Raw genomic sequence first — 17,463 nt, 5'->3', positions numbered from 1 at the left:
GGTTCGACCCGCATCAGCACGGAAATATCGACATGACGAAAATCGCGCAGCAGGATACCGGCCAGTGTTATCACTGCGGTTTGCCGATCCCGTCCGGCTGCGATTTGTCGCTGTGCATCGATGGTGCAGTGCAGCCGATGTGCTGTATCGGCTGCCAGGCCGTGGCGCAGGCGATCGTGGCCAATGGACTGACGGACTACTACCGCCACCGCGATGCGCTGCCGGAAAGTCCGCGTGAAGCCTTGCCCATGGTGCTGCAGGATGTCGGCCTGTTCGATCTGCCGGAAATTCAGAAAAGCTTCGTGCATCGTGTCAGCGGGGCGGATGGCCAACTTTCCGAACATGAACGCGAAGCCGCGTTGATGCTGGAAGGCATTACCTGCGCTGCCTGCATCTGGCTGAATGAGGCGCACCTGGCGCGCCAGCCGGGCGTGACTGCCGTCGACATCAATTACGCCACGCGGCGCGCCCGCGTGCGCTGGGACGAGCGCCGCATCAAGTTGTCGCAGATTCTCGCCGCCATCGCGGCCATCGGCTATCGCGCCTATCCCTTCGACCCGGCCCTGTCGGAACAACTGGCGCAGAAGGAGCGGCGCGCCGCGCTGTGGCGCCTGTTCGTGGCCGGTTTCGGCATGATGCAGGTGATGATGTACGCCATCCCGGTCTACCTGGCCGGCACAGGCGAGATGACGCCGGATATCGAGCAACTGATGCGCTGGGCCAGCCTGGTTCTGACGCTGCCGGTCATGCTGTATTCGTCCGCGCCGTTCTTCCGCACCGCCTGGCGCGATCTGAAACAATGGCGTGTCGGCATGGACGTGCCGGTGGCGCTAGGTATCGGCTGCGCCTTTGCGGCAAGTTGCTGGGCCACGCTGCGGGCGGAGGGCGAAGTCTATTTCGACTCGGTGACGATGTTCGTTTTCTTCCTGCTCGCCGGACGCTATTTCGAGATGATGGCGCGGCAGCGGGCCACGCGCGGCGTCGAGGCGATTGCCCGGGCGCTGCCGGCGTTTGCTTCACGCATCACGGATTTTCCGGGGATGAGCGTCGAGCGCATCGCCGTGGCGCAACTGGCGGTGAGCGACATCGTGCTGGTCAGGCCGGGTGAAGGGATCCCTGCCGATGGCGAAGTGCTGCAGGGCGAAAGCGCTGCCGACGAATCCCTGCTGAGTGGCGAGAGCCTGCCGCTGCCCAAGCAGCGTGGCGATACGGTCGTGGGCGGCAGCGTGAATGTTTCCAGTCCGCTGGTGCTGCGCGTCACGCGGGTGGGCGAGGAAACGCGCCTGGCTTCGATTCAGCGCCTGGTCGAACGGGCGGCGCTGGAAAAGCCGCGTCTGGTCGAGATGGCAGACCGGATCGCGGCGCGTTTCGTCGTCGCGCTGATCGTTCTGGCGCTGACCACGGCGGTGGTCTGGTATTTCGTCGATCCGGCGCGGATGCTCTGGGTATTCGTGGCGGTACTGGTCGTCAGTTGCCCCTGTGCCCTGTCGCTGGCTACGCCGGCGGCGCTGACGGTAGCGACCGGCGCTTTCTCGCGCCTCGGCGTGCTGGTGACGCGCGGCCATGCCATCGAGACGCTGGCGCGCGTCAATCATTTCGTTTTCGACAAGACCGGAACGCTGACGGAAGGGCGGCTGCGTCTGGCGGAAATCCTGCCGCTTGCCGGTCAAACGAATGACGCCGCGCTGGCACTGGCCGCCGCGCTGGAGCAGGGATCCGAGCATCCGATCGGCAGCGCCCTGCGTCAGGCCGCGGCCGAGCGGGAGATCGCCGTCGTCAATGATCTGAGCGACGTGCGCGCAACGACAGGGCAGGGGATCGAGGCGCGTCTGGCCGGCCGACGCGTGCGCATCGGCACGCCGGACTACGCCGCCGCACTGCATGGGCAGCCGCTGCCTACGGAAATGGCGCGCTGGCAGGAGAGCCTCGTCGAGGCAGACGGGATCACCGCGCCGACGGAGGCACGGAAGAGCGCCGGCAGCGTGATTGCCCTGGCCGATGAAAGCGGCTGGCTGGCTTGCTTTCTGATGCGCGACAGCCTGCGTACCGATGCATCCACGTTGCTCGCCACCCTGGAATCGCTGGGCATGCGCCTGACCATCCTCAGCGGTGACGCGCCGGCAACCGTGACGGCGGTGGCTGCCCGGCTCGGCATTGCGGATGCCCATGGCGGGCAGTCGCCCGAAGCGAAACACGCTTTCATCAAGCGTCTGCAGGCGCAAGGCGCCGTGGTGGCGATGGTGGGCGATGGCGTCAATGATGCGCCGGTGCTGGCGCAGGCCCAGGTTTCCATCGCCATGGGCGGCGGCGCCGATCTGGCGCGCAAGGCGGCCGATATCGTGATGCTGGGCGACGTCCTGCAGCCGCTGGCGCAGGCGATCGTGCTGGCGCGGCGCACCCTGCGCGTGGTTCGCCAGAATCTCGTCTGGGCTTTCACCTACAATATCCTGGCGATTCCGGCCGCAATGCTGGGTATCGTCACGCCTTGGATGGCCGGCATAGGCATGTCGGCCAGCTCGCTCCTGGTGGTATTGAATGCGCTGCGTCTGCAGCATCGAGACGGCAAGGAAGCAGACTGATGGAAATTCTTTATCTGCTGATCCCGATTTCCGTGGTGCTGGTGTTCCTGATCGGCATCGCCTTCTGGTGGTCGCTGAAGGATGGGCAATTCGACGATCTGGAAGGGCCGGGCTATCGCATCCTGATGGACGATGACCGGCCGATTGCAGCGGATGATGATCGCCCTGTCCAGTCCCAGTCGGCTTCCGCCGATCAAGACCAGAAAACGGACAAACGGATGTGAAGGTACTAGTATGTAAAAGAAAAGCGGGGCGTGTTGTACGTGTTCTCTGCGTCGCGGACTGTAGCGGCGTTTTCCGCGATGCGCGGCGTTTGTTGCCAACCTATTGAATGATGTTCGACCCATGATTCTCTCGCGAACCAGTCAGTACGCCATCCAGGCGCTCATCTACATGGCGACGCAACCGGAAAATGTGCCGGTGCTCAATCGCACGATTGCCGAATACCTCAGCGTGCCGCCGGCCTATCTTGCCAAGATCATGCAGAGCCTGAGCCGTGGCGGCATCCTGTATTCGTTTCGCGGCAAGCAGGGTGGCTTCTGTCTGCGCGAGGGGGCCGAGAAAACCGACCTGATGAAGATACTGACGCTCGTCGAGGGGCCCGGCTTGACGGAGAACTGCGTGATGGGTCTGAAGATATGCTCGGAAACCACCGCTTGCCCGATGCATGAGAAGTGGAGCCCGATCAAGGCCAGAATCGTCGAACTGCTGGAGAAGCAGACCCTGGAGAAACTGGCGGCGGCGGTGAAGAGCGGCAAGTACCGGCTTTCGGAGTTGCCTCTGGTGGCGTTGCCGGCCATGCCGGCGAGCGCGAACAAGCTTGCTGCCGCGCAGCGCACCAAGGGCGCGGCGAAGCGGAACGGCGCTTGATGACACGAGGTTGAGCGAGGGAAGGAGCAAGTGATGGAGGCCAGAAGAATTCCGCTGCGCGCCACGCAGTTGCAGATTTGCGAACCCGTCGCCTGCAAGCAATGCGGGGTTTATCAACTGTGCATGCCGCTCGGTCTCGAACGTGCCGACATGACGCTTCTCGACAGGATCGTCAAGCGCAAGGAGGTCTATAAGCGGGGGCAGTTGCTGTTTCGTCCGCGCGAGCGTTTCAGTTATATCTACGCAATCCGCAGCGGCTCGGCGAAGACTTCCATCACTACCGACGACGGACGCGTGCAGATCACGGGTTTCCATGTGGCCGGCGAGTTGCTCGGGCTCAGCGCGCTCGCCTCGCGCTTCTATACCTCGGAGGCGCGCGCCCTGGAAACCATGTCGGTCTGCAAGGTCGACATTGCCTGCCTCGACGAGGTTCTGCGGGATGTTCCCGCCATCCAGTACCAAATGATGAAAATCATGAGCGAGCAGATCCGGCGCGACGAAGAGCTGATGCTGCTGCTTGGCAAGTGCAGCGCCGAGGAGCGGATCGCCGAGTTCCTGATCAGCCTCTCGCGGCGTTTCGCCAGCCGAAACTATTCGGGCAGCCAGTTTCGCCTCAGCATGTCGCGCCTCGATATCGGCAATTACCTCGGGCTGGCCGAGGAGACCGTCTGCCGCATCTTCAGCCGCTTCCAGGAAGGCGGTCTCATCACCACCGAGCGCCGCAACATCCGCCTGAACGATCTCAAGCAGCTCAGTGCCGTTGCCCACATCGACGCCGCCGCCTGATCGTTTTACGCAAGACCCTGCTGCGTGTCATTCTGGTCATCCTGCTCATCCTGCCGTTTGCCGCTTCTGATGCGCCGGCAGTGACGGTCATTCACGGAAGTTGACTTGCGTCAGCCATCTCGTGGCCTGGCGACGAAGAAAGGTTGACGCACGTCAGTGAACTGCGACTCCTGCATTGATAGCATACAACAAGATATCAATATCCTGTTATCGATTGTTGTGCTTTCAATTCAAGGAGACTCAGATGAAACAGCATCTCGCATTGGCAACCCTGTTGCTGGCCATGGCTTCCCCGGCGGTTCATGCGGCGGACGGCCCGTGGATGGTACGCGTACGCGCCGTCAATCTCGACATGGCGAATGACTCGGCGTCGATTCCCGCGCTCGGCGTGCCCAGTGATGCGATCCAGGCATCCAGCAAAGTGATTCCGGAAGTCGACATCAGCTATTTCATGACGCAGAACATCGCGGCCGAACTGATCCTCACCTATCCGCAGAAACATGACGTCAATGTCACGGCCAGCGCGCTCGGCCCGTTCAAGGCGGGCAGCTTCAAGCACTTGCCGCCGACCTTGCTGCTGCAATACCATTTCATGCCGGATGCCGCCTTCGGGCCCTATGTCGGCGCCGGCATCAACTACACGAGGGTATCCGGCGTCAATCTCGCGGTGCCCGGTGTGACCGGTCTCCATCTGGATCGCGATTCGGTCGGCGCCGCGCTGCAGATCGGCTTCGATTTCAAGCTCTCGGACAACATGTACCTGAATGTCGACCTCAAGAAGATTTATATCCAAAGCGATATTCGTACCGATGCCGGGGTCAAGGTCAGCGAAGTGAAGCTCGATCCGCTGGCGATTGGCGTTGGCATCGGCTGGCGCTTCTGAGCGGAGTGGACGGGGTGGTGCCTGGGCAGGTGGGGCATTCTGGCGCGGAGCCAAACGCTTCCCGGGCAACACTTCAGACAAAAATATTTGTTATTTTAAACAAGTGCTTCATAATAACCGCTTCAAAATTGTGGCAGTTGGATGTCTGCATATTCCTTGCACATCGTGCGTCGATATGTGCGCAGTGTGCACGATGTATGCGGAGCGCCAGGCTGACTTGCGTTGAGTTGTTTTTTTCTTGAGAGGATGGACCATCATGCAATCGCAAGCGACTTACAACTATAAAGTCGTACGGCAGTTCGCAGTGATGACAGTGATCTGGGGTGTCGTCGGCATGCTGGTGGGCGTGATCTGCGCCGCACAGCTGATCTGGCCGGATCTGAATGTCGTCGAGTGGCTGTCATACGGCAGGCTACGACCGCTTCATACCAATGCGGTGATTTTCGCATTTGGCGGTTGCGCCCTGATTTCCACCTCCTACTACGTGGTGCAGCGCACCTGCCATACGCCGCTGTTTGCGCCAAAGTTGGCGGCCTTTACCTTCTGGGGCTGGCAACTGGTCATTCTTCTGGCGGCGATCACCCTGCCGATGGGCTTTACCTCGGCCAAGGAGTACGCCGAACTGGAGTGGCCGATCGACATTCTGATCGCCGTGGTATGGGTCAGCTATGCGATCGTTTTCTTCGGCACCATCGTCCAGCGCAAGACCTCGCACATCTATGTCGCCAACTGGTTCTATGGCGGCTTCATTCTCGCGGTGGCCTTGCTGCACATCGTCAATAGCGCCGAGGTGCCCGTCAGCTTCTGGCCGATGAAATCCTATTCCGCCTATGCCGGTGCGCAGGATGCGATGATCCAGTGGTGGTACGGCCACAATGCGGTCGGTTTCTTCCTGACCGCCGGCTTCCTCGGCATCATGTATTACTTTGTGCCGAAGCAGGCCGGTCGTCCGGTGTATTCCTACCGTCTGTCGGTGGTGCACTTCTGGGCGCTGATCTTCACCTACATGTGGGCTGGTCCGCACCACTTGCATTACACGGCGCTGCCCGACTGGACGCAATCGGTTGGCATGCTCTTTTCCCTGATCCTGCTGGCGCCGAGCTGGGGCGGCATGATCAACGGCATCATGACCCTGTCGGGCGCGTGGCAGAAACTGCGCGACGATCCGATCCTGAAATTCCTCGTCACCTCGCTGTCCTTCTACGGCATGTCGACCTTCGAAGGGCCGATGATGGCGATCAAGACGGTGAATGCCCTGTCGCACTACACCGACTGGACGGTCGGCCACGTGCATTCCGGGGCGCTGGGCTGGGTGGCGATGGTTTCCATCGGCGGCCTCTATTACATGATCCCGCGCCTCTACGGCCGCGCCGAGATGTACAGCGTCAGGCTCATCAACACGCATTTCTGGATCGCCACCATCGGCGTGGTGCTCTATATCGCCGCGATGTGGATCTCCGGCGTCATGCAGGGGATGATGTGGCGGGCGACCAATCCGGATGGCACCCTGACCTACGCCTTTGCCGAAGTGGTCAAGGATACCTACCCGTTCTACATGATTCGTTTGGCAGGCGGCCTGTGCTTCCTGACCGGCATGGTCATCATGGCCTACAACATGTTCATGACCATGGCGGCCGGCAAGGCCAGCGACGCGCCGGTGTTGGCTCCCGCTGCCGGCCATGCCCACGCTTGAGAACCGAGGATCGCAATCATGCTGAAGCACGATACCATTGAAAAAAACATCGGCCTGATGATCGTTCTGATCGTTCTGGTCGTCAGTGTCGGCGGTTTGCTCGAAATCGTCCCACTGTTCTTCCACAAGTCGACCACCGAGCCTGTCGCCGGCCTCAAGCCCTACGATGCGCCCAGCCTGATCGGGCGCGACATCTACATCCGCGAAGGCTGCTATGGCTGTCATTCGCAGATGATCCGGCCGTTCCGCGCGGAGACCGAGCGCTATGGTCATTATTCGGTCGCGGGCGAGTCGGTGTATGACCATCCCTTCCAGTGGGGCTCGAAGCGTACCGGCCCGGATCTGGCGCGGGTCGGCGGACGTTATTCGGACCATTGGCATCGCGTGCACCTGTTGCAGCCTCGCGATGTGGTGCCGGAGTCGAACATGCCGGCCTATTACTGGCTGGATCGCCCTGCAAAGAATGATGACATCGAGGCCAAGATGCGCGCCCTGCGTTCGGTAGGCGTGCCCTACACCGACGAGGATATCGCCGGCGCACGCGAGGCAACGGCAGGCATGACCGAGCTTGATTGCCTGGTTGCCTATCTGCAGGGCCTGGGCACGGCACTCAAATAAACGCACCCAACGAGCGAGGCAAGCGCCATGGATACCAACGATCTGCGTGCCGCACTTACCGTACTGATGCTGCTCATCTTTGTCGGCATCGTCTGGTGGTCCTACAGCGGCAAACGTCGGCAGGCGTTCGACGAAGCGGCGCAATTGCCTTTTACGGAAGAGGATGACAGCGGGCCGGAACCTGGCAATCGCAGGTAATCCGGCAGCGTCAAGGAGCAAGGGACGACATCATGAGTCAAGATTTTTCTGGTTTCTGGAATATCTACATCGTACTGATCGTGCTGGTCAGTGTATTGGCCTGCGCCGTGCTGCTTTGGGTGCAGGATCGCGCCCAGACCACGCCGGGGAAGACGACCGGGCATCTATGGGATGAGTCGCTGGAGGAATACAACAACCCGCTGCCCAACTGGTGGCGCTGGTTGTATTACCTGACGGTGATCTTTTCGCTGGTCTATCTGGCGCTGTATCCGGGGCTGGGACATTTTGCCGGTATCTTCGGCTGGACTTCGCAGAATCAGTATGAAAAGGAAATGGCTGCCGCCAAGGCCCAATACGATCCGATTTACGAAGCCTTCCAGAAACAGGATGTCGTCACCCTGGCCGGTGACGCCCATGCCCGCGAGATGGGCAAGACCTTGTTCCTGACCTATTGCGCGCAGTGCCATGGCTCCGATGCCAAGGGCGCCAAGGGCTTCCCGAACCTGACCGATGGCGACTGGCTGTACGGCGGCACGCCCGAGGCCATCCGGACCACCATCCTGGATGGGCGTAACGGGATGATGCCCGCCTATGGCGGCAATCCGGATGCCGTGGGTGGCGCTTCGGGTGCCAGGGAAGTGGCCAACTATGTGCGTTCGCTGTCGGGCCTGGCCAACGACAGCATCCTTGCCGCCAAGGGCAAGGTGCGTTTCGAGGCAGCCTGCACGGCTTGCCACGGCGCGGATGGCAAGGGCAACCAGATGCTCGGCGCTCCCAACCTGACCGACAAGGTCTGGCTGTACGGCAGCCGTGAGGAAGTCATCGTCGAGACCATCACCAAGGGACGCAGCAACCAGATGCCCGAGCATCGCGAACGGCTGGGAGAGGCCAAGGTGCATTTGCTGACGGCCTATGTCTATGGCCTGGGTGGTGGCGTTGCCCCTGCCGAAGAAGAGCAGACGGCAGCCGACTCGATGGATGCAGGAGCGGCCGATGCTCCCGCGGCTCCCGAGGCCGGTGAGTGAATGATCTGTAAAATCCCCGGTCATTCCGGGGATTTTCGTTTTAACCCGCCATTCCCGCGTTGGCCGCAGGGTCTGATTTCTCCGGGCATCGGGCTGGCGGGACTGCAAGTTTCAATCAGGCGCCAATGATGCGATTCGCAGAGCGATGGCGCCAGGCAGCATAGAGGTCAGTTGCATGAATCAGCCTACGCCATCCTCGTCCTCACCTGCAGCGAAGCCAGGCGAGGGGAAACCGGACAAGTCCCGGTTCATGGCCGTCAACCGCAAGATCTACCCGCGCTCGATCACGGGAGTCTTCACCACCTGGCGCTGGATTTTCTTCTGGGCGATCCAATCCGTTTTCTACGGGCTTTGCTGGCTGCCCTGGAATGGCCGTCAGGCTTTTCTGTTCGATCTGACCGAACGCAAGTTCTACGTCTTCGACCTGATTTTCTGGCCGCAGGACGTCATCTACCTGGCCTTGCTGCTGATCATTTCGGCTTACGGCCTGTTCCTGTTCACCGCCATCGGCGGACGCCTGTTCTGTGGCTATGCCTGCCCGCAGACCTTGTTTACGGAACTCTTCCTCTGGATCGAGGAAAAGATCGAAGGCCCCTACAACGTGCGCCAGAAGCTCGATCAGCAGCCGATGGACGCGCGCAAATTCCGCCTCAAGGCCGCCAAGCACGGCGTCTATCTGCTGATTTCACTGTGGACCGGCTTCACCTTCGTCGGTTACTTCACGCCGGTCAGGACGCTGGTGCATGAAGTCATGACTTTCAGCCTCGGGCCGTGGGAAATCTTCTGGATATTCTTCTATGGGCTGGCTACCTACGGCAATGCGGGCTTTCTGCGCGAGCAGATGTGCCTGTTCATGTGTCCGTATGCGCGCTTCCAGAGCGTGATGTTCGATCCGGATACGCTGGTGGTGACTTATGACAGCGAGCGCGGCGAGCCGCGCGGGCCGCGCAAGAAGAATGAGGACTACAAGACGGCAGGGAAGGGCGATTGCGTCGATTGCGGCATTTGCGTGCAGGTCTGTCCGACCGGCATCGACATCCGCGACGGCCTGCAGTACGAGTGCATCGGCTGTTCCGCCTGCATCGACGCCTGTGACCAGGTGATGGACAAGGTCGGCTATCCGCGTGGCCTGATCCGCTACTCGACCGAGCATGCGCTCGAACGGCACTGGGGCGGCAAGGAGATCGCCGCTCACCTGATTCGTCCGCGCACCCTGGTGTATGGCGTCATTCTGGCGCTGCTGGTCGGCGCCACGGCCTGGGGCATCGCCACGCGTCTGCCTGTGCGCGTCGATGTGATTCGGGATCGCGGCGTCATGTCGCGTGAAACCGACGAAGGCATGATCGAAAATCTCTACCGCCTGCAGATCATGAATGTCAGCGAGGAGACGCGGCGTTATTCCATCGCCATCACCGGCCTGGCGGGTGCCGATTTCATCGGCGACCATGTCGTCGAAATTCCGCCTGCCGGCACCTTGACGGTGCCAGTGGCGATTCGCGTACCTGCCGAGTCAGGCCGTCAGGGCAAGAACCTGATCCATTTCAATGTCACCGATACCGCCGATGCCACGGTGGCCGTACGTGAAAAAGCCAGCTTTCTGATGCCATGACGAATAAATCGCATAGCCCGAACACCATGAACGGCATGACGCCTGCTGCCGGCGCGCCCTGGTATCGGCACCGCTGGCCATGGCTGCTGATGGCGGGGCCGCTCGTCGTCGTGGTCGCCAGTTTCATTACCCTGTGGCTGGCCATTCGTACCGATGACGGTCTGGTCACCGAGAATTATTACCGTCAGGGCCTGGCCATCAACCAGACGCTGAAGCTCAGCGAACGTGCCCGAGAGATGGGCCTGGAGGCAGGGCTGACGATGGAGCTCGACCAGATCATCGTGCGCCTTGCTGCGGCAGGTCCCGGCTTCGAGCCTCCCGCTGCGCTGCGCGTCACCATTTCGCACCCGACGCGGGCCGGGCTGGATCAGGTGCAGACGCTGACCCGGCAAGGCGATCATTATGTCGGCCAGTTCAGGCTGCCTGCAGAAGGCCACTGGACGGTCATGCTCGAAGACACTGCCAAAACCTGGCTGATGCTGGGCAATATCGTCCTGCCGGCCAGCGGAGAACAGGTTTTTGGCGGATCGATTCTGCCGGATGAAACCGAAGCCCCGGCCGCCGCGGAGAAACCGGCGGAAAATCCGGCCTAGCGGCATCCGGCTGCATTTGCCGTCCGTCACTGCACGATGCGCCGCATGCCGGCTGGCGATCTGCTAGAATTCGCGCTGGCGGGCCTCCCCGCATTGCGGGATGGTGAATCTGGTCAGGTCCGGAAGGAAGCAGCCACAGCTGTTTACCGCAAGTGCCGGGGGCAAGGCTCGCCAACCCTTTTTCTGCAACATGCCAGCGCCACAGGCTCGCTGGCCATTTGTCCGGCTGAATCATTGGCTGATCGTCGCATTGCTGGCTGTTGCAATGCCCAAAGTCATACCGCACCCTTCCATCCCACCCAGTAAATCCGCATGAGCTACCAGGTCCTTGCGCGCAAATGGCGCCCCAGGTCGTTTGCCAGCCTGGTTGGTCAGGAACACGTCGTGCGCGCGCTGACCCATGCGCTGGAACAGCAGCGTCTGCATCACGCCTATCTCTTTACCGGCACGCGCGGCGTGGGCAAGACCACCATCGCGCGCATCATGGCCAAGGCGCTGAATTGCGAGAGCGGCATCACCGCCACGCCCTGCGGAAGCTGTTCGGCCTGCGTCGAAATCGACAGCGGGCGTTTCGTCGATCTGATCGAAGTCGATGCGGCGACCAATACCAAGGTCGACGAGATGCGCCAACTGCTGGAAAACGCCACCTACGCGCCGACGCGCGGGCGCTTCAAGGTGTATGTGATCGACGAAGTGCACATGCTCTCCAACTCGGCCTTCAACGCCATGCTGAAGACCCTGGAAGAGCCGCCCGAGCACATCAAGTTCATCCTTGCCACCACCGATCCGCAGAAGATTCCGGTTACCGTGCTGTCGCGCTGCCTGCAGTTCAATCTCAAGCAGATGCCGCAGTCGCACATCATCGGCCACCTGACGCGCATCCTCGAAGAGGAGGGCGTGTCCTGCGAGCCTGCCGCGCTCAAGCATCTGGCCAAGGCGGCAGCCGGCAGCATGCGCGATGCGCTGAGCCTGCTCGACCAGGCCATCGCCCACGGCGCCGGGCGCGTCGAGGAAGAGAATGTGCGCGACATGCTGGGTACGGTCGGCGACGATTATCTGTACGAAATTCTCGATGCGCTGGCGGCGGGAGACGTTGCCGCGTTGATGAATGCCGCTGAAACCATGGATGCGCGCAGCCTGTCTTTCGACTCTGCGCTGCAGGAACTGGCCACGCTGTTTCATCGCATCGCCCTGCTGCAATTTGCGCCGCAGGCGCTCAGCGACGAGAGCGAACGCCAGCGTCTGGCCCCCTACGCCACGGGCGAGACCGCATTCGATGCCGAATTCCTGCAACTGGCCTATCAGATCGTGATTCACGGTCGTGACGACCTGGCGCTCGCGCCGGATGAAGCGGCCGGCTTCAGCATGACGCTGCTGCGCCTGTTCGCCTTCCGTCCGGAGTCACCCGCCGCGCTGGGGGGCATGACGCAAGGCCGGCCTCGGCTTGCAAGCGCGCCTGCAGCAGCGGCTACGGCGAACGCAACCGCGCCCGCAAGTGTCCGCGCAACGGAACCGCCTGATGCCGCGGCCGTCAGCGCTCCGCCGCGCGTGCCAGCGCCATCACCCGCATCGTCCGTAGCAGCCGTACCACCCTCATCATCTACCTCATCCGCACCGCCAGTCGCGGCCCGGCCTGAACCCGGCGCAGCAGCTGTCGACTGGCATGGCACCTGCGTCTCCATGTCGCTGGGCGGCATGGTGCGCAGCCTGGCTCAGCATTGCGAACTGGTGGATGTCGACGAGAAAAAAATCACCTTGCGGCTGCCGCCGGCGCATCAATTCCTGCTCGGCAAACCTTCGCAGGACAAGCTGGAAAACGAATTGCAGCGGCATTTTGGCCGGCCGCTGCGGCTGGAAATCATTCTGGCCGATACCGCGACGGAAACGCCGGTCGAGCGCAATCGCCAGATTCAGCGTGAGCGCCAGGATCGCGCCGTCGCCTCGATCGAGCAGGATGCTTTCGTCCGTGACGTGGTGGATATGTTCGATGCCACGATCGACGAAACATCCATCAAACCCCTATTTTGATATTTCAGGAGACAGCAGCATGATGAAGGGCGGAATTGCCGGGCTGATGCAGCAGGCGCAAAAGATGCAGGAGCGCATGGTGAAGGCCCAGGAGGAGCTTGCTGCCGTCGAAGTCGAAGGCCAGTCCGGTGCCGGCATGGTGAAAGTGACGATGACCTGCAAGAACGACGTGCGCCGCGTGCAGATCGATGCGGCCGTCATGGACGACAAGGAAATGCTCGAAGACCTGATTGCGGCTGCGGTGAATGATGCCGTGCGCAAGGCCGAAGCCACCACGCAGGAGAAAATGGCCGGATTCACTGCGGGTCTGCAGTTGCCGCCCGGCATGAAATTGCCGTTCTGAGGCGGAGACGCAACGCAGCAGTATGTGACGCACCGGCTATCGAGTGACCCGTGTCCGCACCTTCTTCCCTCGATAAACTGATCGAGGCATTGCGTTGTCTGCCCGGCGTCGGGCCGAAGTCGGCGCAACGCATGGCGTATCATTTGCTGCAGCGTGAACGGGCCGGCGCCCAGCGACTCGCCGATGAACTGAACGCGGCTTTGCAGCGCATTCGCCACTGCCAGCGCTGCAATACCTTCAGCGAAGACGAAATCTGCGAGCGCTGCCTGTCGTCACGGCGCGACGCCAGCCTGCTCTGCGTGGTCGAAATGCCCGTCGATCTCAACATGATGGAGCAGACTCACGCCTACAACGGTCTTTACTACGTCCTGATGGGGCGCCTGAGTCCGCTCGATGGCCTCGGCCCCAGGGAATTGCACCTGGAGCGCCTGCTGGAGCGCGCTGTCGACGGGGTGGTGAAGGAGGTCATCATGGCGACCAACTTCACCAATGAAGGCGAGGCCACCGCGCATTATCTTTCGGAAATGCTGCATGCCCGCGGCCTCAAGGTGACGCGCATCGCCCGTGGCTTGCCGGTTGGCGGCGAGCTCGAGTTCACCGATGCCGGCACCATCGCGCAGGCGATGTACGAACGCCGGGATTATTGAGATTGCCGGGATAGCGTACCGGGAATGGAAAACGGACGCCGCGGCGTCCGTTTTTCATTCTGTCGTTCTGGAGCGGCGTTCTTGCCGCGATCGGGTTGCCTGGAGCAACACCAGTCAATCGATATTATTGAATCTTGGCTTTGGACATCAATTCTTTGATGTGCTGTTCGATGACTTGCTGCTGCATGCGGTGTGCAAGCTGCGGCTTGGTTTCCTCGAAGGAGGGCAGCTTCAGCTCGCGCGTGTCGTCGAGCATGATGACGTGATAGCCGAAGTCGCTCTTCACCGGCTCTTCGGTGAACTTGCCATTTTCCAGCTTGACCATGGCGGCAGAGAAGGGCTGCACGTAGTTGGCCGGGGTGGCCCAGCCAAGTTCGCCGCCGCGCTCACGCGAGCCGGGATCCTTTGAAGCCTTGGCAAGCTCTTCGAATTTTTCGCCATTCTTTAGCTTGTTGATGATGTCCTTGGCTTCGTCCTCGGTTCCGACCAGGATGTGGCGTACCTTGTATTCCTTGTTGCCGAGGCCAAGCTTGATGGCCTCATATTCCTTCTTCAGCGCTTCATCGGAAACCGGATGTTTGGCCACGTAATCGGCGACATAGGCGTTGATCAGCACGCTCTGACGCGCGAGCATCATCTGCGCCAGTACGGACATCTGCTTCTCATAGCCCTGGTTCGCGGCCTGCTGGGCCAGGATTTCACGGCGGATCAGTTCCTCGCGCACCATTTTGCGCAGTTCGGGCGTATCGGGCTGCCCTTGGGCAACCTGGGCCTCGACCATGACATCGGCACGAACCTTGGGAATGGCCTTGCCATTGACGGTGGCAATATTCTGCGCATACGCATTGCCGGCAAGCATGGGGGCCATGCTGAAGGCGGCAGTCAGGGCAAAAACGGAGGTGCGAAGCAGAGAAACTTTCATCATTTTTCCTTACGGGTCGAGGGGGCTGGGGCTTGTGTTTATGAACGGCTGCTTGAGTGCGATCGATGATTGACGATTGATAGAACTCTTCCCTGTGCCAGCAGAAGAATGCGCCAAAAAACGCTGCATCATACACCAAGCAAAGCGGCTGTGTTAAGCTTCCACCCCTTTGGATGGCGGGCTTTCCTGGGGTCTTGCCGTTTCGCCGATATGCGGTTTTCTGGAACATTCCTGCAGTATTCGGGGCTTCGCGTTTCGCCGGCTTCCGGCAATCGCGTCCACGCCCGCATGAGACATGGATAGGCCCGACATGGAGTCCCGTATCAATGAGCTGGAAGCCATGCTGAGTCTTGCCGACGATCAGCTGGAGCAACTCAATCGGGTCGTTTTTCGCCAGCAGGAGCAGATCGATCGCCTGCAGGCGCAGTTGCGCCTGATCTGGGAACGCATGGACAGCCTGGCGCCTGCCGAGCGTCTCAGCTTGCGCGAGGAAGTCCCGCCGCATTACTGATGAATCACGAGATGACCGAAGCGGCGGCAGTTGCCGGCCATGTTTCCGCCCATGTCGATCGCTATGTCAGCGACCACCTGCCGCCGCGCGGCGACTGGCCCGAACTGTGTTTCGATCTGCCCGCGCTGAACTACCCGCCGCGACTCAATTGCGCAGTCGAATTGCTCGACCGGATGGTGGCCGCCGGTCATGGCGACCGGGTTGCGCTGCGCTCGCTGGAAGCCAGCTGGAGCTATCGCGAGCTGCTGCTGCACAGCAACCGCATCGCGCGCGTCCTGCGCGATGAGCTCGGCCTGCTGCCGGGCAACCGTGTATTGCTGCGCGGCTACAACAGCCCGCTGCTGGCGGCCTGCTGGCTGGCGGTACTCAAGGCAGGCGGCATCGTCGTCACCAGCATGCCCTTGCTGCGCGCGCGAGAGCTGCGCCAGATGATCACCAAGGCCCGCATCGATTTTGCATTATGCGATGTCCGTCTGCTCGATGAGTTGATGCAGGCCGGCCGGCAGACGACGGAACTGAAACGGGTGCTGCACTACCGCGCCGATTCGTTTGACATGCCTGGGTCGTCCGATTCATCCGATTCGCCGGACTCGCTCGACCTGCTGCTGGCGCGGGCGGTCGCAGGGGATCATGACGGCTTCGACAATGTCGCAACGAGCGCCGAGGATCCCGCGCTGATTGCCTTCACCTCGGGCACGACCGGGATACCCAAGGCCAGCGTGCATTTTCATCGCGACGTACTGGCGATTTGCGACACCTTTCCCGCTGCCATGCTGCAGCCCGTGCCGGAGGACGTTTTCTGCGGTACTTCGCCGCTGGCCTTTACCTACGGTCTGGGTGGGATGCTCTGTTTTCCTTTGCGTTACGGCGCCTCCTCCCTGTTGCTGGAACGCCCGACACCGGCGCTCATGCTGCAGGCCATGGTGCAGCAGCGGGCAAGCATCTGCTTCAGCGTGCCGACCTTCTGGCGCCAGTTGGCCGTACTGGTCGAAACGGGGGAACATGATCTGAGCCATTTGCGTCACTGCGTTTCCGCCGGCGAGCCATTGCCCGAGGCAACGCGAGCCGCCTGGCGGCGGGCCGCCGGCAAGGAAATCATCGACGGTCTGGGCAGTACCGAGTTGTTGCACATCTTCATTTCGCACACGGCGGCAAGCCTGCGCCGCGGTGCGATCGGCCATGCCGTGCCGGGGTATCGGCTCTGCGTCATGGGTGATCGCGGTCAGCCGCTGCCGGCCGGCCAACTGGGGCGTCTGGCGGTCAAAGGCCCGACCGGCTGCCGCTATCTCGATGATGAACGCCAGCGCAGTTACGTTGACGTCGATGCCGGCGCCGGACAGGGCTGGAACCTGACGGGTGATACCGGCATCCTGGATGCCGACGGCTATTTTCATTTCCATGCGCGCAGCGACGACATGATCGTCAGCGCCGGCTACAACATCGCCGGGCCGGAGGTGGAAGCAGCGCTGCTGCAGCATCCGGCCGTATTCGAATGCGGCGTGGTGGGCATCCCGGATGCCGAGCGTGGCCATATCGTCAAGGCCTTCGTCGTCCTGCATCCCGGCCATGCGCCGGGGCCGCTGCTGGCAGCGCAATTGCAGGCGCACGCCAAGCAGCGTATCGCGCCTTACAAATATCCGCGTGAAATCGAGTTCGTCAGCGAGCTACCACGTACCGAAACCAGCAAGTTGCAGCGTTTCCGCCTGCGTGAAAGGGGAGATCATGAGCCATCCCGATGAACAGCAGATCCTGCAGCCTGCCGACTGGCTCGCGCCGCGCGGCTACGTCAATGGCATTGCTGCAAGCGGACGCCTGGTCTTCATCTCCGGGCAGGTCGGCTGGGATGCCGGGCAGGTGTTCCGCAGCAACGATCTGCTTGAGCAGATCCGGCAGACGCTGCAGAACATCCTGACCATACTCGCCGAAGCCGGCGGTGAGGCGCGGCATCTGGTGCGTCTGGTCTGGTACCTGCGCGACAAGGCGGCCTACCAGGCGCAGGCCGCCGAGATCGGGGCCATCTACCGTGCGGTGATGGGGCGCCACTACCCGACGATGAGCGTGGTCGAAGTGGCCGCCTTCCTCGAAGATCAGGCACAGGTCGAGATCGAGGCGACTGCCGTGATTCCGGCAGGCGAGGAAGCCCCAGCCGCCGGATAGC

The 17,463-nt window shown here is 61.6% G+C and carries 18 protein-coding genes and 1 other RNA gene; 18 read left to right on the top strand and 1 reads right to left on the bottom strand.

Annotated elements, in window-relative coordinates; all coding sequences use genetic code 11:
- Nucleotides 1-32: 32 nt before the first annotated feature.
- The 15 genes from SDENCHOL_RS09060 (at nt 33) to recR (ending at nt 13,872) form a co-directional block, all read left to right on the top strand.
- Nucleotides 33-2,579, top strand: a complete 2,547-nt coding sequence (locus SDENCHOL_RS09060; protein WP_154716938.1) for a heavy metal translocating P-type ATPase — start codon at nt 33-35, stop codon at nt 2,577-2,579.
- A complete protein-coding gene (gene ccoS, locus SDENCHOL_RS09055) occupies nt 2,579-2,803 on the top strand; it encodes a cbb3-type cytochrome oxidase assembly protein CcoS (protein WP_154716937.1) in 225 nt (74 codons plus the stop codon). Before SDENCHOL_RS09060 ends, ccoS begins: the two co-directional genes overlap by 1 nt.
- A gap of 121 nt (nt 2,804-2,924) precedes the next feature.
- The gene (locus SDENCHOL_RS09050; protein WP_154716936.1) at nt 2,925-3,449 is read left to right on the top strand and encodes an RrF2 family transcriptional regulator; all 525 of its coding nucleotides are present in this window, start codon (nt 2,925-2,927) and stop codon (nt 3,447-3,449) included.
- A 33-nt stretch (nt 3,450-3,482) separates the two neighbouring features.
- Nucleotides 3,483-4,235: a fumarate/nitrate reduction transcriptional regulator Fnr gene (gene fnr / locus SDENCHOL_RS09045; protein WP_154716935.1), complete on the top strand. Its 753-nt coding sequence runs from the start codon at nt 3,483-3,485 to the stop codon at nt 4,233-4,235.
- A 244-nt stretch (nt 4,236-4,479) separates the two neighbouring features.
- On the top strand, nt 4,480-5,118 hold the full coding sequence (locus SDENCHOL_RS09040) for an OmpW/AlkL family protein (RefSeq protein ID WP_154716934.1): 639 nt from the start codon (nt 4,480-4,482) through the stop codon (nt 5,116-5,118).
- Nucleotides 5,119-5,374: 256 nt separating this feature from the next.
- A complete protein-coding gene (gene ccoN / locus SDENCHOL_RS09035; RefSeq protein WP_154716933.1) occupies nt 5,375-6,811 on the top strand; it encodes a cytochrome-c oxidase, cbb3-type subunit I in 1,437 nt (478 codons plus the stop codon).
- A 21-nt stretch (nt 6,812-6,832) separates the two neighbouring features.
- Entirely contained in the window at nt 6,833-7,429 is a 597-nt protein-coding gene (gene ccoO / locus SDENCHOL_RS09030; protein WP_172955096.1) for a cytochrome-c oxidase, cbb3-type subunit II, read from the top strand.
- A 27-nt stretch (nt 7,430-7,456) separates the two neighbouring features.
- Entirely contained in the window at nt 7,457-7,627 is a 171-nt protein-coding gene (locus SDENCHOL_RS09025) for a cbb3-type cytochrome oxidase subunit 3 (protein ID WP_154716931.1), read from the top strand.
- A 32-nt stretch (nt 7,628-7,659) separates the two neighbouring features.
- Entirely contained in the window at nt 7,660-8,652 is a 993-nt protein-coding gene (ccoP, locus tag SDENCHOL_RS09020) for a cytochrome-c oxidase, cbb3-type subunit III (RefSeq protein ID WP_154716930.1), read from the top strand.
- A gap of 250 nt (nt 8,653-8,902) precedes the next feature.
- Complete coding sequence (ccoG, locus tag SDENCHOL_RS09015) at nt 8,903-10,261, top strand: cytochrome c oxidase accessory protein CcoG (RefSeq protein WP_154716929.1); 1,359 nt, start codon at nt 8,903-8,905, stop codon at nt 10,259-10,261.
- On the top strand, nt 10,258-10,854 hold the full coding sequence (locus SDENCHOL_RS09010; protein WP_154716928.1) for a FixH family protein: 597 nt from the start codon (nt 10,258-10,260) through the stop codon (nt 10,852-10,854). The genes ccoG and SDENCHOL_RS09010 overlap by 4 nt, the downstream gene beginning before the upstream one ends.
- 77 nt (nt 10,855-10,931) lie before the next feature.
- An RNA gene (gene ffs, locus SDENCHOL_RS09005) (signal recognition particle sRNA small type) lies at nt 10,932-11,030 on the top strand.
- Between the two features lie 136 nt (nt 11,031-11,166).
- A complete protein-coding gene (gene dnaX / locus SDENCHOL_RS09000; RefSeq protein WP_154716927.1) occupies nt 11,167-12,882 on the top strand; it encodes a DNA polymerase III subunit gamma/tau in 1,716 nt (571 codons plus the stop codon).
- Between the two features lie 19 nt (nt 12,883-12,901).
- Nucleotides 12,902-13,225, top strand: coding sequence for a YbaB/EbfC family nucleoid-associated protein (locus SDENCHOL_RS08995; protein WP_154716926.1), 324 nt, complete (start codon nt 12,902-12,904; stop codon nt 13,223-13,225).
- Between the two features lie 50 nt (nt 13,226-13,275).
- Nucleotides 13,276-13,872 (top strand): recombination mediator RecR, encoded by a 597-nt coding sequence (gene recR, locus SDENCHOL_RS08990; RefSeq protein WP_154716925.1) that lies wholly within the window; start codon nt 13,276-13,278, stop codon nt 13,870-13,872.
- Nucleotides 13,873-13,996: 124 nt separating this feature from the next.
- Here the strand turns inward: recR and SDENCHOL_RS08985 are convergent, their stop codons facing one another.
- On the bottom strand, nt 13,997-14,794 hold the full coding sequence (locus SDENCHOL_RS08985) for a peptidylprolyl isomerase (RefSeq protein WP_154716924.1): 798 nt from the start codon (nt 14,792-14,794) through the stop codon (nt 13,997-13,999).
- A gap of 310 nt (nt 14,795-15,104) precedes the next feature.
- On the opposite strand from SDENCHOL_RS08985, the gene SDENCHOL_RS08980 reads away from it, so the two are divergent.
- The 3 genes from SDENCHOL_RS08980 to SDENCHOL_RS08970 are packed head-to-tail and all read left to right on the top strand — an operon-like array spanning nt 15,105 to nt 17,462.
- Nucleotides 15,105-15,305, top strand: coding sequence for a SlyX family protein (locus SDENCHOL_RS08980; protein ID WP_154716923.1), 201 nt, complete (start codon nt 15,105-15,107; stop codon nt 15,303-15,305).
- Nucleotides 15,305-17,044: an AMP-binding protein gene (locus SDENCHOL_RS08975; protein WP_231912954.1), complete on the top strand. Its 1,740-nt coding sequence runs from the start codon at nt 15,305-15,307 to the stop codon at nt 17,042-17,044. Before SDENCHOL_RS08980 ends, SDENCHOL_RS08975 begins: the two co-directional genes overlap by 1 nt.
- Complete coding sequence (locus SDENCHOL_RS08970; RefSeq protein WP_154716922.1) at nt 17,028-17,462, top strand: RidA family protein; 435 nt, start codon at nt 17,028-17,030, stop codon at nt 17,460-17,462. The genes SDENCHOL_RS08975 and SDENCHOL_RS08970 overlap by 17 nt, the downstream gene beginning before the upstream one ends.
- Nucleotide 17,463: the final 1 nt, after the last annotated feature.

This window comes from Sterolibacterium denitrificans (genome assembly GCF_900174485.1).
In the GTDB taxonomy this organism is placed as follows: Bacteria; Pseudomonadota; Gammaproteobacteria; order Burkholderiales; family Rhodocyclaceae; genus Sterolibacterium; species Sterolibacterium denitrificans.
Note: the sequence above shows the minus strand (reverse complement) of the source record. Positions and strands in the feature narration are given on the sequence as shown.